At 51.9% G+C, this 15,859-nt stretch carries 15 protein-coding genes; 4 read left to right on the forward strand and 11 right to left on the reverse strand.

The window, feature by feature from the left end; genetic code table 11:
- Positions 1 to 90: 90 nt before the first annotated feature.
- The 10 genes from CZ787_RS01935 to CZ787_RS01985 form a co-directional block, all read right to left on the reverse strand.
- Positions 91 to 2,043: a M48 family metallopeptidase gene (locus CZ787_RS01935; protein WP_087105643.1), complete on the reverse strand. Its 1,953-nt coding sequence runs from the start codon at positions 2,041 to 2,043 to the stop codon at positions 91 to 93.
- Between the two features lie 31 nt (positions 2,044 to 2,074).
- A complete protein-coding gene (locus CZ787_RS01940; RefSeq protein WP_087105644.1) occupies positions 2,075 to 2,677 on the reverse strand; it encodes a LemA family protein in 603 nt (200 codons plus the stop codon).
- A gap of 376 nt (positions 2,678 to 3,053) precedes the next feature.
- Positions 3,054 to 4,364, reverse strand: a complete 1,311-nt coding sequence (locus CZ787_RS01950; protein ID WP_087105645.1) for a DUF945 family protein — start codon at positions 4,362 to 4,364, stop codon at positions 3,054 to 3,056.
- 173 nt (positions 4,365 to 4,537) lie between these two features.
- Positions 4,538 to 5,257, reverse strand: coding sequence for a ZIP family metal transporter (locus CZ787_RS01955; RefSeq protein ID WP_087105646.1), 720 nt, complete (start codon positions 5,255 to 5,257; stop codon positions 4,538 to 4,540).
- Between the two features lie 180 nt (positions 5,258 to 5,437).
- On the reverse strand, positions 5,438 to 5,956 hold the full coding sequence (locus CZ787_RS01960; protein WP_087105647.1) for an MgtC/SapB family protein: 519 nt from the start codon (positions 5,954 to 5,956) through the stop codon (positions 5,438 to 5,440).
- A gap of 50 nt (positions 5,957 to 6,006) precedes the next feature.
- On the reverse strand, positions 6,007 to 6,492 hold the full coding sequence (locus tag CZ787_RS01965) for a VOC family protein (RefSeq protein WP_087105648.1): 486 nt from the start codon (positions 6,490 to 6,492) through the stop codon (positions 6,007 to 6,009).
- A 104-nt stretch (positions 6,493 to 6,596) separates the two neighbouring features.
- Positions 6,597 to 6,836 carry a hypothetical protein gene (locus CZ787_RS01970; RefSeq protein ID WP_087105649.1) on the reverse strand — a complete coding sequence of 80 codons (240 nt, stop codon included), beginning with the start codon at positions 6,834 to 6,836 and terminating at the stop codon, positions 6,597 to 6,599.
- Between the two features lie 13 nt (positions 6,837 to 6,849).
- A complete protein-coding gene (locus tag CZ787_RS01975; protein WP_087105650.1) occupies positions 6,850 to 8,169 on the reverse strand; it encodes a S8 family serine peptidase in 1,320 nt (439 codons plus the stop codon).
- Entirely contained in the window at positions 8,162 to 8,575 is a 414-nt protein-coding gene (locus tag CZ787_RS01980) for a DUF2784 domain-containing protein (RefSeq protein ID WP_087105651.1), read from the reverse strand. The genes CZ787_RS01975 and CZ787_RS01980 overlap by 8 nt, the downstream gene beginning before the upstream one ends.
- Positions 8,576 to 8,638: 63 nt before the next feature.
- Positions 8,639 to 9,061: a GFA family protein gene (locus CZ787_RS01985; RefSeq protein WP_087105652.1), complete on the reverse strand. Its 423-nt coding sequence runs from the start codon at positions 9,059 to 9,061 to the stop codon at positions 8,639 to 8,641.
- Between the two features lie 651 nt (positions 9,062 to 9,712).
- Here CZ787_RS01985 and CZ787_RS01990 point away from each other — a divergent pair.
- A complete protein-coding gene (locus CZ787_RS01990) occupies positions 9,713 to 11,101 on the forward strand; it encodes a YfcC family protein (RefSeq protein ID WP_087105653.1) in 1,389 nt (462 codons plus the stop codon).
- Positions 11,102 to 11,189: 88 nt separating this feature from the next.
- Here CZ787_RS01990 and CZ787_RS01995 read toward each other — a convergent pair whose 3' ends face one another.
- The gene (locus tag CZ787_RS01995; RefSeq protein WP_087105654.1) at positions 11,190 to 12,092 is read right to left on the reverse strand and encodes a LysR family transcriptional regulator; all 903 of its coding nucleotides are present in this window, start codon (positions 12,090 to 12,092) and stop codon (positions 11,190 to 11,192) included.
- A 184-nt stretch (positions 12,093 to 12,276) separates the two neighbouring features.
- Between CZ787_RS01995 and CZ787_RS02000 the strand changes: the two genes are divergently transcribed.
- The 3 genes from CZ787_RS02000 (at position 12,277) to kynU (ending at position 15,849) form a co-directional block, all read left to right on the forward strand.
- Positions 12,277 to 13,710 (forward strand): M20 family metallopeptidase, encoded by a 1,434-nt coding sequence (locus CZ787_RS02000; protein WP_087105655.1) that lies wholly within the window; start codon positions 12,277 to 12,279, stop codon positions 13,708 to 13,710.
- 3 nt (positions 13,711 to 13,713) lie between these two features.
- The gene (kynA, locus tag CZ787_RS02005; RefSeq protein ID WP_087105656.1) at positions 13,714 to 14,550 is read left to right on the forward strand and encodes a tryptophan 2,3-dioxygenase; all 837 of its coding nucleotides are present in this window, start codon (positions 13,714 to 13,716) and stop codon (positions 14,548 to 14,550) included.
- A 69-nt stretch (positions 14,551 to 14,619) separates the two neighbouring features.
- On the forward strand, positions 14,620 to 15,849 hold the full coding sequence (gene kynU / locus CZ787_RS02010; protein WP_087105657.1) for a kynureninase: 1,230 nt from the start codon (positions 14,620 to 14,622) through the stop codon (positions 15,847 to 15,849).
- Positions 15,850 to 15,859: the final 10 nt, after the last annotated feature.

Genomic DNA, 15,859 nt, shown 5'->3' on the forward strand with positions numbered 1-15,859 from the left:
AGCAGAGTACTATCTTCTCGTTAATCGCTCGGCTCAAGGACTCTGCCTCATTCATACTATGGATACTCCCCGCCTTGAGAATGGCGACGCTCAATCACTCTCTATCAACAGCGGCGGCATAGGGCATTCCAGCATATCGGCGATGACGCGAAACAGCTCGGCCTCTGCGGGCTTTATTTGCCCGCTATGCTCAATACAGCGGGCCATTGCCTGCAGAACAGCAGGCTTTTGTTGCGGTCGTAAACGACCCAAGCGGCTGACTGCGGGGCCCAGCGCTTTGATATCAGGGGCCTCTCTTTTTACGTTCAGTGCAAACGGCAGCTCTTTTTCAGCAGCATCCAACGCGGCGTTTACCTTGTCAGGATCACTCTGCCCTGCCCTGGCCAGCACGTTGAGCAGTAGCTGGCACTCCTGCTGTAGATCGCTCAGCTTACGAACAGCAGGGCCACTATCTTTCTTGCCCAGGCCCAAGTGATGAACCAGCCAGTGATACAGCGTCCATTCAAACAGGCTGACCTGACTATCCGCATTGATCAGCTCTACCATGCAGTGTCGAAAATGCGTCGCCTGACCCACCGATAGGTTTTTTAATGCAGGCAACGCCAATTCCATCAGTGGCAGACGAAGCTGGTCTCTAAGCATTAATACGTCCCCGGCATGATTCATGACTTCACGATACACATCGGGCAAGGCTGTCTGCTGAAGTGATGCCAGCTGCTGCTTACGCACCTCAATATTCTGGCTCAGCAGCAGTGCGTACATTAATGCTCGCACTGCATAAGGATCGTGGGCGGCATCGACGAGCCGCGTAGGCAATGCACTGAGCATGGTACGTGCTTGGGCCAAATGGCGTGGGCCGGGTTGCCCCATTGAGGCAATCGCCATGCGGGCCGAGGCGCCGTTCATGGTTGCTGCGCTGGAGTGGGCGTGAGCGGAGGGGGTGTCTGCAAAGCCAACCGTTGACTCACCTCCCGCTTTTTCCACGTCACCGTCAAAAGGCGCACTGAGCGGCGCGTTAAATTCACCGTTCCAGCTTGGCATAACGCGTTTGATGCGCTGGCGTATCGGCGGGTGGGTCGCCAATAAGCGAGTGAAACCAAGCTTCATGCCCTGGCCGAAAAACAGGTGACTATATTCGCTCGCTTGGGAGGCCTCGATTCTGGCCCCCTGCGTAAGGGAGCCTATCTTAATTAACGCTTGGCCGATGCCATTGGGGTTACGCGTATATTGAACGGCAGAGGCATCGGCCAGGTATTCTCGCTGGCGGCTAACTGCCGCCTTGATCCAGTTGCCAAAAAACGTGCCCGCATAGCCAATGACGGCCAAAGCAACGCCAAGGGCAAGTACGACGACAGCGCCTTTGCCATTTTGGTTATTGCGCCGCACAGCTCGACCACGTGATGCCGTACTGCGAAGCAGAATATAGCCTAAAAGACCGATCAAAAGCACACCGTGAAGTACGCTGATCAAGCGCATATTTAAGCGCATATCGCCATGCAGGATGTGGCTAAATTCATGGGCAACCACGCCTTGCAGTTCCTCGCGGTTGAGGTGATCGATCGCCCCTTGGGTGATCCCGATCACGGCATCGCTGGTATCATACCCGGCGGCGAAAGCGTTAATACCCGCTTCCTGAAGCAGGTAAACCGGTGGAACCGGCGTGCCCGAGGCAATTGCCATTTCTTCCACCACGTTGAGAATACGGCGCTCGTTAGCGTTTTCGGTGCTGGGGCTGATTTCTCGTCCGCCCAGCGCCTCGGCCACTACTTTACCGCCGCCGCGACGCAGCTGAGATCGCTTGAAAAGCCCGCCGAGACCCACTAACGCCACCACGCCAAGCGCAACCACGGCTACCAGTTCTGGGGATAGCGCAGCCAACAGGTTATTCGTTGTCACGCTGCCTCGGTCATCTCTCATGAAATGCACGACGATTGCGACCACGACAGTGGTGACCGCTATCAGGGCTATTACCGCCGCTACCAATAAAACAACCAGCTGCCCGGTTTTACGCCGGGCATTGTCCTGAGCCGTAAAGAAATCCATACACACCTATCCTTGTGGGTTCAAGAACGCCTCAAAACGATATTTTAGGCGCTGACTGAATCTGGGCGCTGTCCTCGAATTCCAGGAAGGAAGCGTCCTCGCCATGCCCCAACAGGCCAGCTACGGCCACCGGAGGGAAGCTCTGGCGGTAAGTGTTATATTGCATGACGGCATCGTTGAACGCTTGGCGGGCGAAAGCGACCTTGTTCTCAGTACTGGTAAGCTCCTCAGAGAGCTGCTGCATGTTTTCAGAGGCCTTGAGGTCCGGGTAAGCTTCCATCACCACATTAAGCCGCCCCATCGCTTGGCTTAGCGCACCTTCTGCCCCGCCCAATTCAGCCATTGCTTTGGCGCTCCCTGGGTTGGCAGCCGCCGCTTTGAGCCCCGCCGCCGCTGAATTGCGCGCTTCAATCACCGACTGAAGCGTTTCGCGTTCGTGGCTAAGATAGCCTTTGGCGGTTTCAACCAGGTTAGGTATCAAGTCGTGACGGCGCTTTAGCTGCACTTCAATTTGAGCAAAGGCGTTTTGAAATCGGTTTCGCAATGAGACAAGTCGGTTGTACACACCGATAAGGTAGAACGCGATAACCGCTATTATCGCTATTATCGCTACGATAATGATAGTTAAAACCATAATTGATCCTTCCTGTGGTTAATAAAAAAACTATTACTTATCACGGCCTGACGGCTTTACTTGGCGAGTTTAGGCAAAAACTCTATATCCATGTGATATTTCTGGGGATCATTCTGCTCGATAAAGACAGCAATCATATCCGTATTGATATAAGGCGAGGGATCAAACCAGATGTTCTGGCTTTTAAACACATGTACTTGCATGGTAGCGGGATTCAACCACTGCGTTATCGCCTGATAAGGATGTTTTCCATTGACCGAAAGTTTCAATACGGTACAAATTTGTTTAGTGCAGTGATCTTTATACCATTGATTTAGCATCCTTGATTTAACACTACGCCAGCCCCTATGGCGTAGTGTTAAAACACAAGCCTTGCTTACATCACTTCTTCACCATTAACCGTCAGGACACCGCCTTGCCAGGTCAGCGTCTGCTCTTCAAAGTCCGGATCGATTAACAGAGCATAAGGCATGGGAATGAGTGAAAGTACCATCTGGGGAGGTGTCGTTACGCCAATATCCAGGCTCAAGCGGTTTTGGAGGTACTCTTGTGCCTCCAGTGTGCTCATCCTATCTTGCGATGTCTGAAGCTGCTCGGGTAACGGCAAACGGTTATCCCATAAAGCGCTATATAACGCCTCCTTGGAAAATTCGTCACCGTTAAAGCGGATATCCGCCGTAATGCGGGGATTAAAATCGATACCCAGCATGGGCAGCGTGACGTGTGCTTCCAATGGTTGGAACGCGATCGAGGGGCTCGCAATCAGGACATCATAGCCACGTTCGATAGACTGGATCAGTAGTTCACGCTCTTCCTGCTCATCACCGCGTACGCCGGTCTCTTCATACTCTGCACGCATGGCTTCCAGCGGTGCATAGGCTTCCTGAAGCGCCTGAAATGCTGGCATATCCCAGCTCTTGGCATCCATATCAAGTGACAGGCTGCCCATTGAGGTGCCATCGGCGCCGATATCGGCCATCTTAAAACGGCCGCCTGAATTGACGATCTGGCTATCACCCACGGATTCAGACTCGGCTTCAAGCTCAATGCCATCCATGTAAACATTGACGCCCTGCGCCAAAAACTCAATTTTGGGTATTTCCAGGCGTTGATGGATCAGGCTAGACGCTTCCTGGGAGCTATTTTCAAAGCGTGGCGAGACAATCCGAAACGAGTCGTTCTCGTTATTGACAACAATTTCACGGGCCTGACCGTCTACCTTCCAAATGTCTTCATCTTCCAGGTCAAGATCCACTACCAGGTCGTGCAGAGTGCCGTCAAACTCAACGCCGCTTAACGAACCGGCCGTCAGCTGCCCCGTGACGGCGCTGCGAGTAGCAACCAGATCAACGTCGATATCCCCGCGTAGAAACTGCTCGTTGGGATGAATCGTGCCGGTAACCGGGCTATTGATAATGCCGTGATCCACCAGCAGATTCACCTGGGCATTGGCGTTTTCAACACCTTCCACACCGATCGTTGCCGTCGCCGCTGTATTGAACAACGATTTATCAATCGTTACGTCGCTTGCGTACCAGGAAACAGAATCATCCAACTGCGCAAAGGTTTGGGCTAGCGCTTTTTCCACCTCATTACCCACCACCGCTTGGGCGCCTATATATCCCCCTGCCCCGAGCACTACAACGCCAGCAGCAGTCAAAATTAACGTCTTGGAAGTTGCGGGCATATCACTATCCTTAATAAAAATGATTATTAATTATCCTGTATTTAAAAACAAAAACCCACTCCTAATTCAGTTCATGGCTAGATATTAAAGAAAGAAAAAGCGAGGCGTAGACTCATATTCTTCGTCATTAAACCGCATGGTCATAACATTGCGCTGCTTGCAGTTATTTGCCATCAGGAGGCAAGAAGCACCATGTTACCCATCAACCCAAGCAGAAACCCAGCGACAGCACCGATCGCCGGCATTCCCTGGTGTTCGAGTTTGGACCCGGGGGCAATATCCTGAAAAACAAGATACAAAATTCCTGCACTAGCAAATAGCATTAATGCTCCCATTAACACATCGTACTGTGCCAATACGTAATAGCCGGTTGCTGCTGAAATAGGCCCCACTAATGCCAAACCGCTAAATGCCAGTATGATTTTCTTGGAAGATAGTTGAGCATTACTGCTCAGTTCTTCGTAAGCATTAAACCCCTCGGGCAGATTTTGTAAAATCATTAATAGTGCAAGCAGCAACCCTGTGCCTTCGCCTACTGCAAAGGCGGCACCCAAGGCAATCGCTTCAGGGATAAAATCAGATAACATTGCCACCAGTTGGCCTACCGAGCTATTGAGTTTTTTTAAGTAGGCATCAAGGAAGTAAAAACATATCCCACCAGCAGCAAAACACAAGGCGGCCGGTACAAGCGGTAACTTACTAGCACCTTCAGGTACCAGTACCAGAGCGACCGCTGACATTAGCGCTCCACCGCCAAAAGCAATAATGAAATGTCGCCAGGAATCCCCTAACAGGGAGGGATGAACCAAGTCAAACTTAGCTAATAATGCCCCGATGGGCATTGCGGCCCCTGCCATTAATGATAAAAGAAGGATAGTGATAATTTCAGCCATAAAATGTCAGATTAGCCTCTTTTTCAACCATCGTTGGTTCACCGGTTTGTCCGGCATTTCTCGCTGCCTCCTAAGCGTTTTCAGAGGACCGAGCCGTGTCTTTTCGCCCCCTGCGTTTGTTCAGCTTATGAAGGCCCATAAAGCCATGAATGCCGCAAATTAACGGGTAACGTCTCACGCTTATTTATTACCAGAGTCATCTTCTTTCGATCCTGAGCATACAGGCTTTTTCTTGGTTCTTGCGCGTGAGAAGAAAGGCACCACATACAGCACTGTCCAGGCCAGCACGGTACACAAAACGGCCGTTTGCTCACGCCCAAGACCAACGGCGACACCTATAGCCGCTGTAAACCAAATGCCAGCCGCCGTGGTAAGTCCGGTAGCAAATAGATCATTCTTACGGGTGATAATACTTCCAGCACATAAAAAACCAATGCCGCTAATAACACCTTGAATGACTCGGCTCATCTCTGCATCTGAAATGCCTGCTTGCTGCGGAATTAATATAAATAACGCCGCCCCCATGCACACAAGCATGTGGGTACGTATTCCAGCTGGCTTACCGCTCTGTTCACGCTCAAGCCCCAAGAGGCCGCCGAGAAAAGCAGCCATCAGCAATCGAGTCACTACAATGATAAATTCACTTAAGTCATTAAAATCAGAAAATTCAGAAATAATAATAGTGCTAACTGACTCCATTGCCTCAGCCCTGTCGTTAACGCGCGATGGGTAAACATCTTTTATCTAATTCAACCGTTACGTGCTGCCTCAATGGTGGCGATATCGATTTTTTTCATCTGCATCATCGCTGCAAACGCGCGCTTAGCAGCAGCAGGGTCCGAGGCAGTGATCGCTTCAATCAGCACCACAGGCGTTACCTGCCAAGACACGCCCCATTTATCTTTACACCAACCACATGCGCTTTCTTGCCCGCCATTACCCACTATCGCGTTCCAATAGCGATCCGTTTCGGCCTGATCACTGGTTGAGACCTGAAAAGAAAACGCTTCGCTATGCGTAAACTCAGGCCCAACGTTAAGCCCCAGGCATGGAATGCCCAGCACGGTAAACTCAACGGTCAACACATCCCCTTCCTTACCGGATGGAAAGTCTCCCGGCGCGCGGTGAACGGCACTAACAAACGAATCAGGAAAGGTATCTGCATAAAAGCGCGCGGCTTCTTCTGCGCTACCATCAAACCAAAGACAAACCGTATTCTTTGCGGGTGTTGCCATGACACTTCTCCAGTGAAAACGAAACAGCCAATAATGGGTATGACATTTTAATGCGGCGCACCCAGTCTCCTTTAACAGCTCCTTCCAAGGTGGTTGCTGAGGAATCACCAAGTCTTATCAGCACCTGGCGGGCCTATATCGAGCTGCATATCAGGGGCAATATCCACCACTCCGTTGACCTTTTTAAGCCGCTCAACGGTAACGTCATCTGCCGCCCCGGTGATGCACCCAATCTCCTCAAATACATCTCTGATCGTGAGTCCTTCATCACTAAGGCGCGAAGCTATTTCATTGATCGATTGATCTTCAGAAATCGTGATTATCCAAAGCGCTATTGTCGGCATCGACCATCCTCATCTAAGGTGCCTGTACCAACCCGGCCCCAACACGGGAACCGGAGGATGGTAAAGGCTTTGCAGAATCCAGCAGGCGTTGCCAAAGCTTCATACCGCGCAGCGAGGCATCTGACTCAGCCCAAAGGGCGGCGCAGCCTGCAACGTGGGGCGTCGCCATACTGGTTCCGCTAATCGTTTTATGGTGTACCGGCCGGGGCCAGGACGAAAAAATGTCGCCGCCAGGCGCAGCAATTTCGATTTTGCCTGCGTTAGAAAAGCTCGAAGGCTTTAAGTTGGCATCAATAGATGCAACCGACATGATAGTAGGTGAGTTGGCAGGCGCTCCCGTATGAGCAGAAGAGTTTCCTGCGGCAGCAATAATCAGACACCCTTTACGCAGAGCCGCGGCACCCGCGTGGGTGTAGGCGGCTTGCACAGGACTTTGACTGCCCAGCGACATCGAAATGACGTCACATCGATTAGCGATCGCCCAATTCATGCCCGCAAGCACTCCCGCCCCTGTACTGCTACCCGAGTTGGTGAGCACCTTTCCAACGAACACCTGTGAATCGGATGCAATACCGTAGCGCGGAGCGTTCTCGAAAGGCACCCTGGGGCCGCAGGCCGTGCCGATACAGTGCGTTCCGTGGCCATTGATATCTTGAACCGGCTCTCCTACGAATGAGCGGGTAATAAACTCTCTACCTACAAAGTCAGGATGGCCAAGGTCCATCCCGGTATCCAGCACGGCCACTTTAATGCCAGCCCCACTCCACCGGCTTTGCAAAACGTTGCATTGAATCAATCCCCAGGTCGTTTCTGGCTTGCCTGGTTCAAGCTTGTCTTGGGCTTCATCCAGATCAAAATCTGCGCCAAGATCGCGAGCAATCGTACTCGCGGCCCGCAAAAAACCTCGCAGATACTCTGAATTTTCGGAAAAGGCAAAATACTCAGGCTCAATAATTTCTATTGGGCTATCTGCTGAAATAGGGTCATTGAGGCTCATCCCATGTAGCTGTAAAGCGTCACTGCCAACAAGCGCAACCCCAAGCTCTGGGAACACCACAACCTCCGCATCGCCAGCGTCTTCCAAACTGACGGCTTGGTCAGCAAAGTCACGCGCGTCGGCCACTCGAAACTTTTGAGCCTTGAGAGACTTAATGCCCTCTTCCATTCGCCCTTCACGATAACTGATAAGAAAACGCCCGGTTTCAAGACAATTAACGCCTCGCTCGAGAGCAGCCACAAGCAGCTGTTCAGCCCCGCACGAAATTGTGGCTAATGATTCACTCTTGCCAGAGGGATTGCTTTCGCTTCCGTTGCTTTTAGATTTATTAGCCATCATCGCTTCCTTTCTGTTTGTTTGGCCGCACTAAAAACCAGCTGCACAACACCAGGCTACCAAAAACCGTATAAAGCAGCACAAATACCCACTCCGGCGCCGTGTAGTAAAGCAGGCTTTGCAACCAGTACTGAATGAAGGACCCCGTATAGGTTGCTGTACCGGCCTCTGCTCTCAAGGCCATTTCCCACGTAGTAAGCGGGCAAACCGCGCCCAACCAGGACTGCACCACTACATACCCAATAGCGGACAAATGCAGAATACGAAACCTCTTATTTCGCACCCATCGCCACCTTAAAAAATAACCGACATAAATAGCCAGCAACCCGAAGACGACAAAGACAACAAACAGCACATGAACGACTAATATCGCATCTGCCATGAGTAGAAGTCGTGAAGGGGCCATATCTCTCCTAAGTGAAGCATAGGCAGAGGAGGTAGCCAGTGTTTGCGATGGCCACGAAACCTCTTAATTGCCAGTATGTTGAGCAAAAATCTCCTCGCCGGTTAAATCTCTGGTAGCTTGAGAAAACGAGTAAAACGCTGGTTTTTGCTCAATAAATATCTGCTCCTCAAGCTGCCACTGGTCGTTATCCTCCAGAAGCCCCACTGGGATAGCATAGTGCCCGCCCTCTTTTAACCGATAAAACAGATGCGTCCCACACTGCTTGCAAAAACCGCGCTCGGCCCACTCTGAGGAACTGAAGATAGCAATATGCTCAGTCCCCTGGAAATCCACCTCGTTTTTGGACTCAACCGCAAACAGTGGCCCTCCACCCCACTTTCTACAAAGGCTGCAGTGGCAAACCGCTACATGATGACTGTCTAAATTAGTTAAAAGCTGCACTTCACCGCAGAGACAGCTACCCCGATGCTCAATGTTGGATTGCATATTATCCTCCGTTAGATGCGTAACTCCGTCTATACATGCTTAATAGAGCGAACCCTAAACCCCACCTTTTCTATATAGACAGTAGCAGGTTCTATATAGACAGTAGCAGGCCGCTTGGCTATGCGCTGTTAACGCGTAAAATTACGCGATATGGCCTGCAGAGCTGTTATCTACGGCAGTGTAAAACATCGTTGAGCGGGCATTTTGAACCGACCATTTAGCGGCTTTATTTGGTTGCTCGGATACTTCCTTCTGGCTGCCAAGAGCGCTTGCCTAAAATAGAAAACACATTTGATAAATTCACAATTGTTAGCCATGGGCTTCCTTGGTAGGTTGATTTTAAACAACACTAAAGGTGGCCCTTTCACCACGTGCGAGCCAAGCACTATGGACCTTCTAAGCCATTACCTGGAAGTACGTAGGGCTCACGCGTCAAGGTGAGAAAAAACACCACCACCTGATGCTACGCCTCACACTAAACCGCTTCGGCCCACCTACCCCCTCGGCCATGCACACGGTTTACTTGTCGTTGAGCGTTTGAGTCGCACATACTGCCTAGAGCAGCGCCACCAATAAAACGATAACCCTCTGACCGCGAAGACGAATATGACAACGAAGCTGAGTAAAGGCGCGCCAGAAAAGGCACAAACAATGAAGAAAAAACGCCCTATGCCGGATGTGTTCATCATCCTGTTTAGCTTTATGGTACTGGTACTGCTCGCCTCTTATATAATCCCCGCAGGAAGCTACGAAAGAACCACCAACAATGGCCTGACGCAGGTCGCCACCGATAGCTTTCAGTACATTACTGCAGCGCCCCTGAACGTTATGGACCTGTTCACCGCTATTCAAAAAGGCCTCGTGGCGGCGGCTCCGCTGATCTTTTTAATCATGATGGTCGGCGGCGTGCTTAAGGTGATTGAGTCAACAGGGGCCATCAGCGCAGGCATTCACCAACTCATCAGTAAGGCCAATGGCCGTCGAAACGTCCTTATTTTTATCTTTTGCGCTACGTTCTCAACGCTTGCATCGGTTGGGGTAGGTGCCAACCTGGCCATTGCCTTTATACCTATCGGACTGTTTCTTGCCCGCTCAATGAAGCTTGACCCCATTGTAGGCGTAGCCATTATCTTTTTAGGCTCCTACGCTGGCTTCGGTGCAGGTGTTTTTGACCCTACCGTTACCGTTGCCGGGCAAACCATTGCCGAGCTACCGCTGTTTTCCGGGTTTATTTACCGGGGCGTTATTTTTATTGTCTTTTTGGCCGTAACCACGGCGTACATCTGCCGCTATGCCAAACGTATCAAGCAGAACCCGGCCCATAGCGTGATGGGTGCAGACGCCTTTGATAACACCGAAGCCACACACGAGCCAGGCGCCCTACCGCCATTTACCTTCGCCCATAAGTTGGTACTGCTGATATTTGCCGCTTCATTTGTGTTTTTCCTGTACGGCGGTTTTAACTTCGGATGGGGAATCACTGAACTCTCTGCCACGTTTTTAATGGTGGGAATCGCCACGGCGCTGATCGGCAGAATGTCCCCCAATGATTTTGTAAAACGCCTGATGAATGGCGCTAGCGAAGTCATGTACGGTGCATTAGTGGTGGGTGTAGCCGCTGCTGTCATCGTACTGCTTAGACAAGCACAGCTCATCGACACCCTCGTGCATAGCGTCGCAAGCTCTTTGGATGGCCATGGAAAAATTGTCGCCATGGAGCTTTTATACGTCTTTAACCTGGTATTTAACGGATTGATTACTTCGGGTACCGGCCAGGCCGCTATCGTGATGCCAATTATGGTTCCCATTGGCGATATGCTAGAAGTCACCCGCCAAGCGACCTTCATCACCTTCAAGCTGGGCGATGCCGTTACCAATATTATCACTCCGCTTTCTGGCACCTTGATGGCGTGCCTGGCGATCGCCCGCGTTTCTTACGTGGAGTGGTTCAAATTCGTGCTACCACTGGTATTGATTTGGATTGTCATCGGCGGCGCGTTTGTCGGGGTTGCCGTCGCGATTAACTACGGTCCGTTTTAAGCAGGGTTTTAATAGGATTGTTTAAGCTTTTTAACGTTCGCTTCCAAGCCACCTATAATGGGTGGCTTAACGTCTAACAGGCATGCGTTCAACAGACAACGGCCGTCAGCTTCTCTTCCAGAACAACTAAAAACGCCTCGATATGAGCAGGCAGGTAGCGTTCAGCCATCACCTGTACCTGAAGGCTTCGCTGAGAAAGCTGGGGCTCGTGTAGCGGCTTTAAAACCAGCCCATCCTTATGCATTTTACCGCTTACCGCCACGGCACTACACAACCCGATCATATTGGGATGCTCGCTGACCATGGTATAGGTCGCGCCAAGTGAATCGCAGGAGAAGCTTGGGAATACCTTAATACCGGACAAGCTACAGGCTACATCAAACAGATAGCGCATTGTCGAGCCATTAAGCGACATGGTAAGCGGGTAGTCGCATAAATCCTTTACATACAAAACGTCATTGCCCGCCAATGGGTGCTCACTCGACATAAGGGCACTAATCGCGGCGTTATGGCTTGAAACCACCTTTACGCCAATATCCGGCGAGAGGCTAAAGGTTAAGGCGATATCGGCACTGCCTTCTTTTACCAATTCAGAAGCACGCGCTGAATCGACCATCTGAAGATCAAACCGAATATCAGGATGCTGGGTGATAAAGTGCGAAATAACGCTGGGGAGAAAGTGCCACGCCATGCCATCAGGGCAAGCCACCACAATGGTTTGGCGTTGGCGCGTCATTACATCCTGCATCTCATCGATAACGCTATTAACTTCTAACTGGTTACGCAGTGCATAGGCGTTCAGCAGTTTGCCTGCTTCGGTTAACTGCATACCTCGCGGCTGGCGGTTGAACAGCTTGATATCCAGGCGCTGCTCAAGGTTGGTGATTTGGCGGCTAACCGCTGAAACAGCGACGTGCAGCTCTTCAGCGGCAGCGGATAGCGAGCCCGTTTTCGCAACGCTTTGAAAGTAGCGCAAGTGGAGTTCCTGCATAACGGCCTCATTGATGACCTGCCTGTTAGCAGGTGAATAGCGCTATCGGCAGCGATTCAAACATCTACCGATGATTTCTAATAGTTAGAAAGGTACTTTGAAATCTTAATGATTGCTGCAAACAAGAGCAAGGGCTAGGCTCACCTCAACGACCACTAAAAGCCCAATGATAAAAAGGCACACCATGACAACACCGCAGCGTTCAAAACGGGAACAGGCGATTCAGCTAGCGAGTGATGAGCTTTCAAACGGTAATTTTTATAAGACGCTGGCAAAACGTATTGCCATGCGCACAGTCAGCCAGGACCCCGCCTGTGCCGATACACTCAACGCGTACCTTGAACAAGAAATTGGCCCGCTGCTTTCAAGGCTGGGCTTCACCTGCCAGATTATCGAGAACCCGAAACCCGGCTTTCCTCCCCTGCTGATGGGGGAGCGCATTGAAGACTCCGCCTACTCTACGCTGCTGCTTTATGGCCATGGTGACGTTACCGATGGCCAGGAAGACCAATGGGCGAACGGTATTGCCCCCTGGGCGCTAACCTTTAAAGAAGGCCGAGTTTATGGCCGCGGCACCGCCGACAACAAGGGCCAGCACAGCGTCAATTTAACCGCGCTGGAAGCTGTGATTAACGCTCGTAAGGGTCGGTTAGGCTACAACGTAAAAATGCTGTTTGAAATGAGCGAGGAGATAGGCTCACCGGGATTGGAAGAGACCTGCACTGCCTATCAGAAAGCGCTTAAATCCGACCTTTTTCTGGCCTCTGATGGCCCCAGAATCCGCCACGACATGCCCACCCTTTTCCTGGGCTCTCGCGGCGTTGTTCAACTCAAGTTGTCGCTTAACACTGGCAACGGTGGCCGCCATTCCGGCAACTGGGGAGGTGTTATTACCAACCCGGCGGTGGTGCTGTGTAATGCGCTCGCCACGCTACTTTCCCCGAGCGGCAAAATTCTGGCCGACTTTCTCAAGGCACCGACGATGACAGAAGACGTCTCCCGGTTAGTGCGCGACTTGCCGGTAGGCGGCGGTGCCTCCGACCCCACGATTAACCCAGCGTGGGGCGAAGAAACCCTAGCGGATGGCGAGCGTTTATATGGGGCCAACACGTTTGAAATTCTTGGGTTGAGTGCGGGTAGAACCGACAAAACCGTAGGCGCGATTCCAGAGCACGCGGAAGCGGTATTACAGCTGCGTTTTGTAAAAGGCACCGACTGGCAAGCGGTGGAGAGTAACCTGCGCCAGCACCTGGACACCCACGGCTTTAACGATATCCAACTGACGTTTCTAGGCGGCTACGCGGCTACTCGGTTGGACCCCAATCACCCTTGGGTGAATTTTGTTGCTCAGTCGACCGAAAACAGCCTGGACGAAGCGACCTATATTTTACCCAACCTGGGCGGCACGATTCCCAATCACTGCTTTTCAGACGTGCTTAATCTACCCACCGTTTGGCTGCCCCACTCCTATCCGTCATGTAATCAGCACGCCCCCGATGAACACTTGCTGGAAACCATTGTCGAGCAAGGGCTAAAACTAGCCGCCGGGATCTTCTGGGATTTAGGCGAACCTCAAGCACAAGCGCTAACCACTCATGACGCGGCAAAGGCATATTAAGTGATGGAAACTCCAAAAAAGAACAGCGTTGATAACGAAGCCATCCACTGGGACCAGGATATCAGCTACGGCCAATACCTTGACCTTGAGCCCTTGCTGGCTTGCCAGAACCCGGCCTCTGACGAGCACGATGAACTACTCTTTATCATGATTCACCAGGTGTCGGAGCTATGGATCAAGCTCTGCTTGCACGAAGCCCACGCAGCGGCCAAGCATATTGCCGATGACAACCTGAGCCCAGCGTTCAAAATGCTCTCACGCGTATCCCGCATCCAGGAACAGCTCATCAACGCCTGGGAAGTGCTGGTAACGATGACGCCCGCCGATTACTTGAGCTTTCGTGACAGCCTTGGGCAAAGCTCGGGCTTTCAGTCCTATCAATACCGGGAAATTGAGTTTTTGCTGGGCAACAAGAACGCCAAATTGATTGAAGCACACCGCTCAAAGCCCAAGCACTACCAAAAACTCCAGCATGCGCTTAATTCGCCCAGCCTTTACGATGTCTCGCTGCAGCTACTGGCCCGCCGGGGTTTTGATATTCCAGAAAACATCACCCATCGTGACTGGAGCATTCCCTACACCGCGAGTAGCGACGTCGAAGCGGTGTGGATGGAGATCTATCGCAACAGCGAAAAGTACTGGGATCTATACGAACTGGCCGAAAAGCTGGTGGATGTCGAGTTTAACTTCCAGCGCTGGCGCTTTAACCACATGAAAACAGTGGAGCGCATTATTGGCTACCGACGTGGCACCGGAGGCTCATCGGGCGTGAGCTACCTGGTCAAGGCACTCGACCTGCAGTTCTTCCCGGAACTTTGGAGCGTAAGGACATCTATTTAACGGCAAGCGCCCAATAAGCCTTACCCCACTTTTCACCTGTGTGACGACATTTTTTGCTGGAGTACCGATATGCGCGTGAGCCTGGATACCGTTCGTGAGCTGGACCGCCAAGACCCACTGGCAGATTTCAAACGCCACTTTTCCCTGCCAGAAGGTGTTCTCTACCTGGATGGCAACTCGCTTGGTGCGCAACCGGTCGCGGCCAAGCAAGCGGTTGATGACTCTATGGAGCAGTGGCGTACCCAGCTTATTAAAGGCTGGAACCAGGGCTGGTTTGATGCGCCCGAACGGCTGGGAAACCTGCTCGCCCCGGTGATTGGTGCTCAGCACGGTGAAGTGGTGGTCACGGACAACATCACGCTCAATATTTTCAAACTGTTGGGCTATATCCTCGACAAGCGCCAGGATGATTGCCGCACGGTACTCAGTGAGGGCGGCAACTTCCCCACTGACGGCTATATCGCCCAAGGCTACTGTCGGGTTAGCGGCTGTGAGCACCGCTTTATGCCCGAAGGTGACGACCTTGCCACGCACCTGGAAGGCGTGGCCGTGGTGGTGCTTAGCCAGGTCAACTATCGCACGGGCAAACTGCGCGACATGGCAGCCACTACTCAACTGGTTCATGAACATGGTGCCGAGGTCATTTGGGATTTAGCCCACTCTGCTGGCGCATTGCCTGTCGAACTTAACGGTGTGGGCGCACGCTATGCCGTAGGTTGTACCTATAAATACCTGAATGGCGGCCCTGGTGCGCCCGCTTTTCTTTACGTGCACCGCGACCACCTGGACAGCACGTGGCAACCGCTCTCTGGCTGGCATGGCCATACCTCACCTTTCGCCTTTCAGGCCGACTACGCACCCGCCGATGACATCTCGCGTTTTCGTACCGGCACACACTCAGCGATTATTTACGCAGCCCTTGAAGCGTCTTTAGCCATCTGGGCTGAGGTCGATATGCAGGTCGTGCGCGATAAAAGCCTGGCCATGAGCAATCTGTTCCGCGAGTGCCTGGCAGATATTTTTGAGTCCCACGGCATCGAAGATATTACTCCGGCAGTCGACCAGCGTGGCAGCCAGGTATCGTTGATAGATGCCCAGAACGGCTATGCCATTGTGCAAGCGCTGATTGCGCGTGGTGTAATTGGTGATTATCGGGAGCCGGGCTTAATGCGCTTCGGCTTCACCCCACTCTATTTAAGCTACGAAGATGTGTGGCAGGCCGCGCAGCACTTCCGCGAGGTGGTCGAAAGCGGTGAGTATCAAAATCCTGAATTTCACGTGCTTAGCGCCGTTACCTGATAGAGAGCAC

Origin of the sequence: Halomonas citrativorans, from assembly GCF_900163645.1 — a bacterium.
In the GTDB taxonomy this organism is placed as follows: domain Bacteria; phylum Pseudomonadota; class Gammaproteobacteria; order Pseudomonadales; family Halomonadaceae; genus Vreelandella; species Vreelandella citrativorans.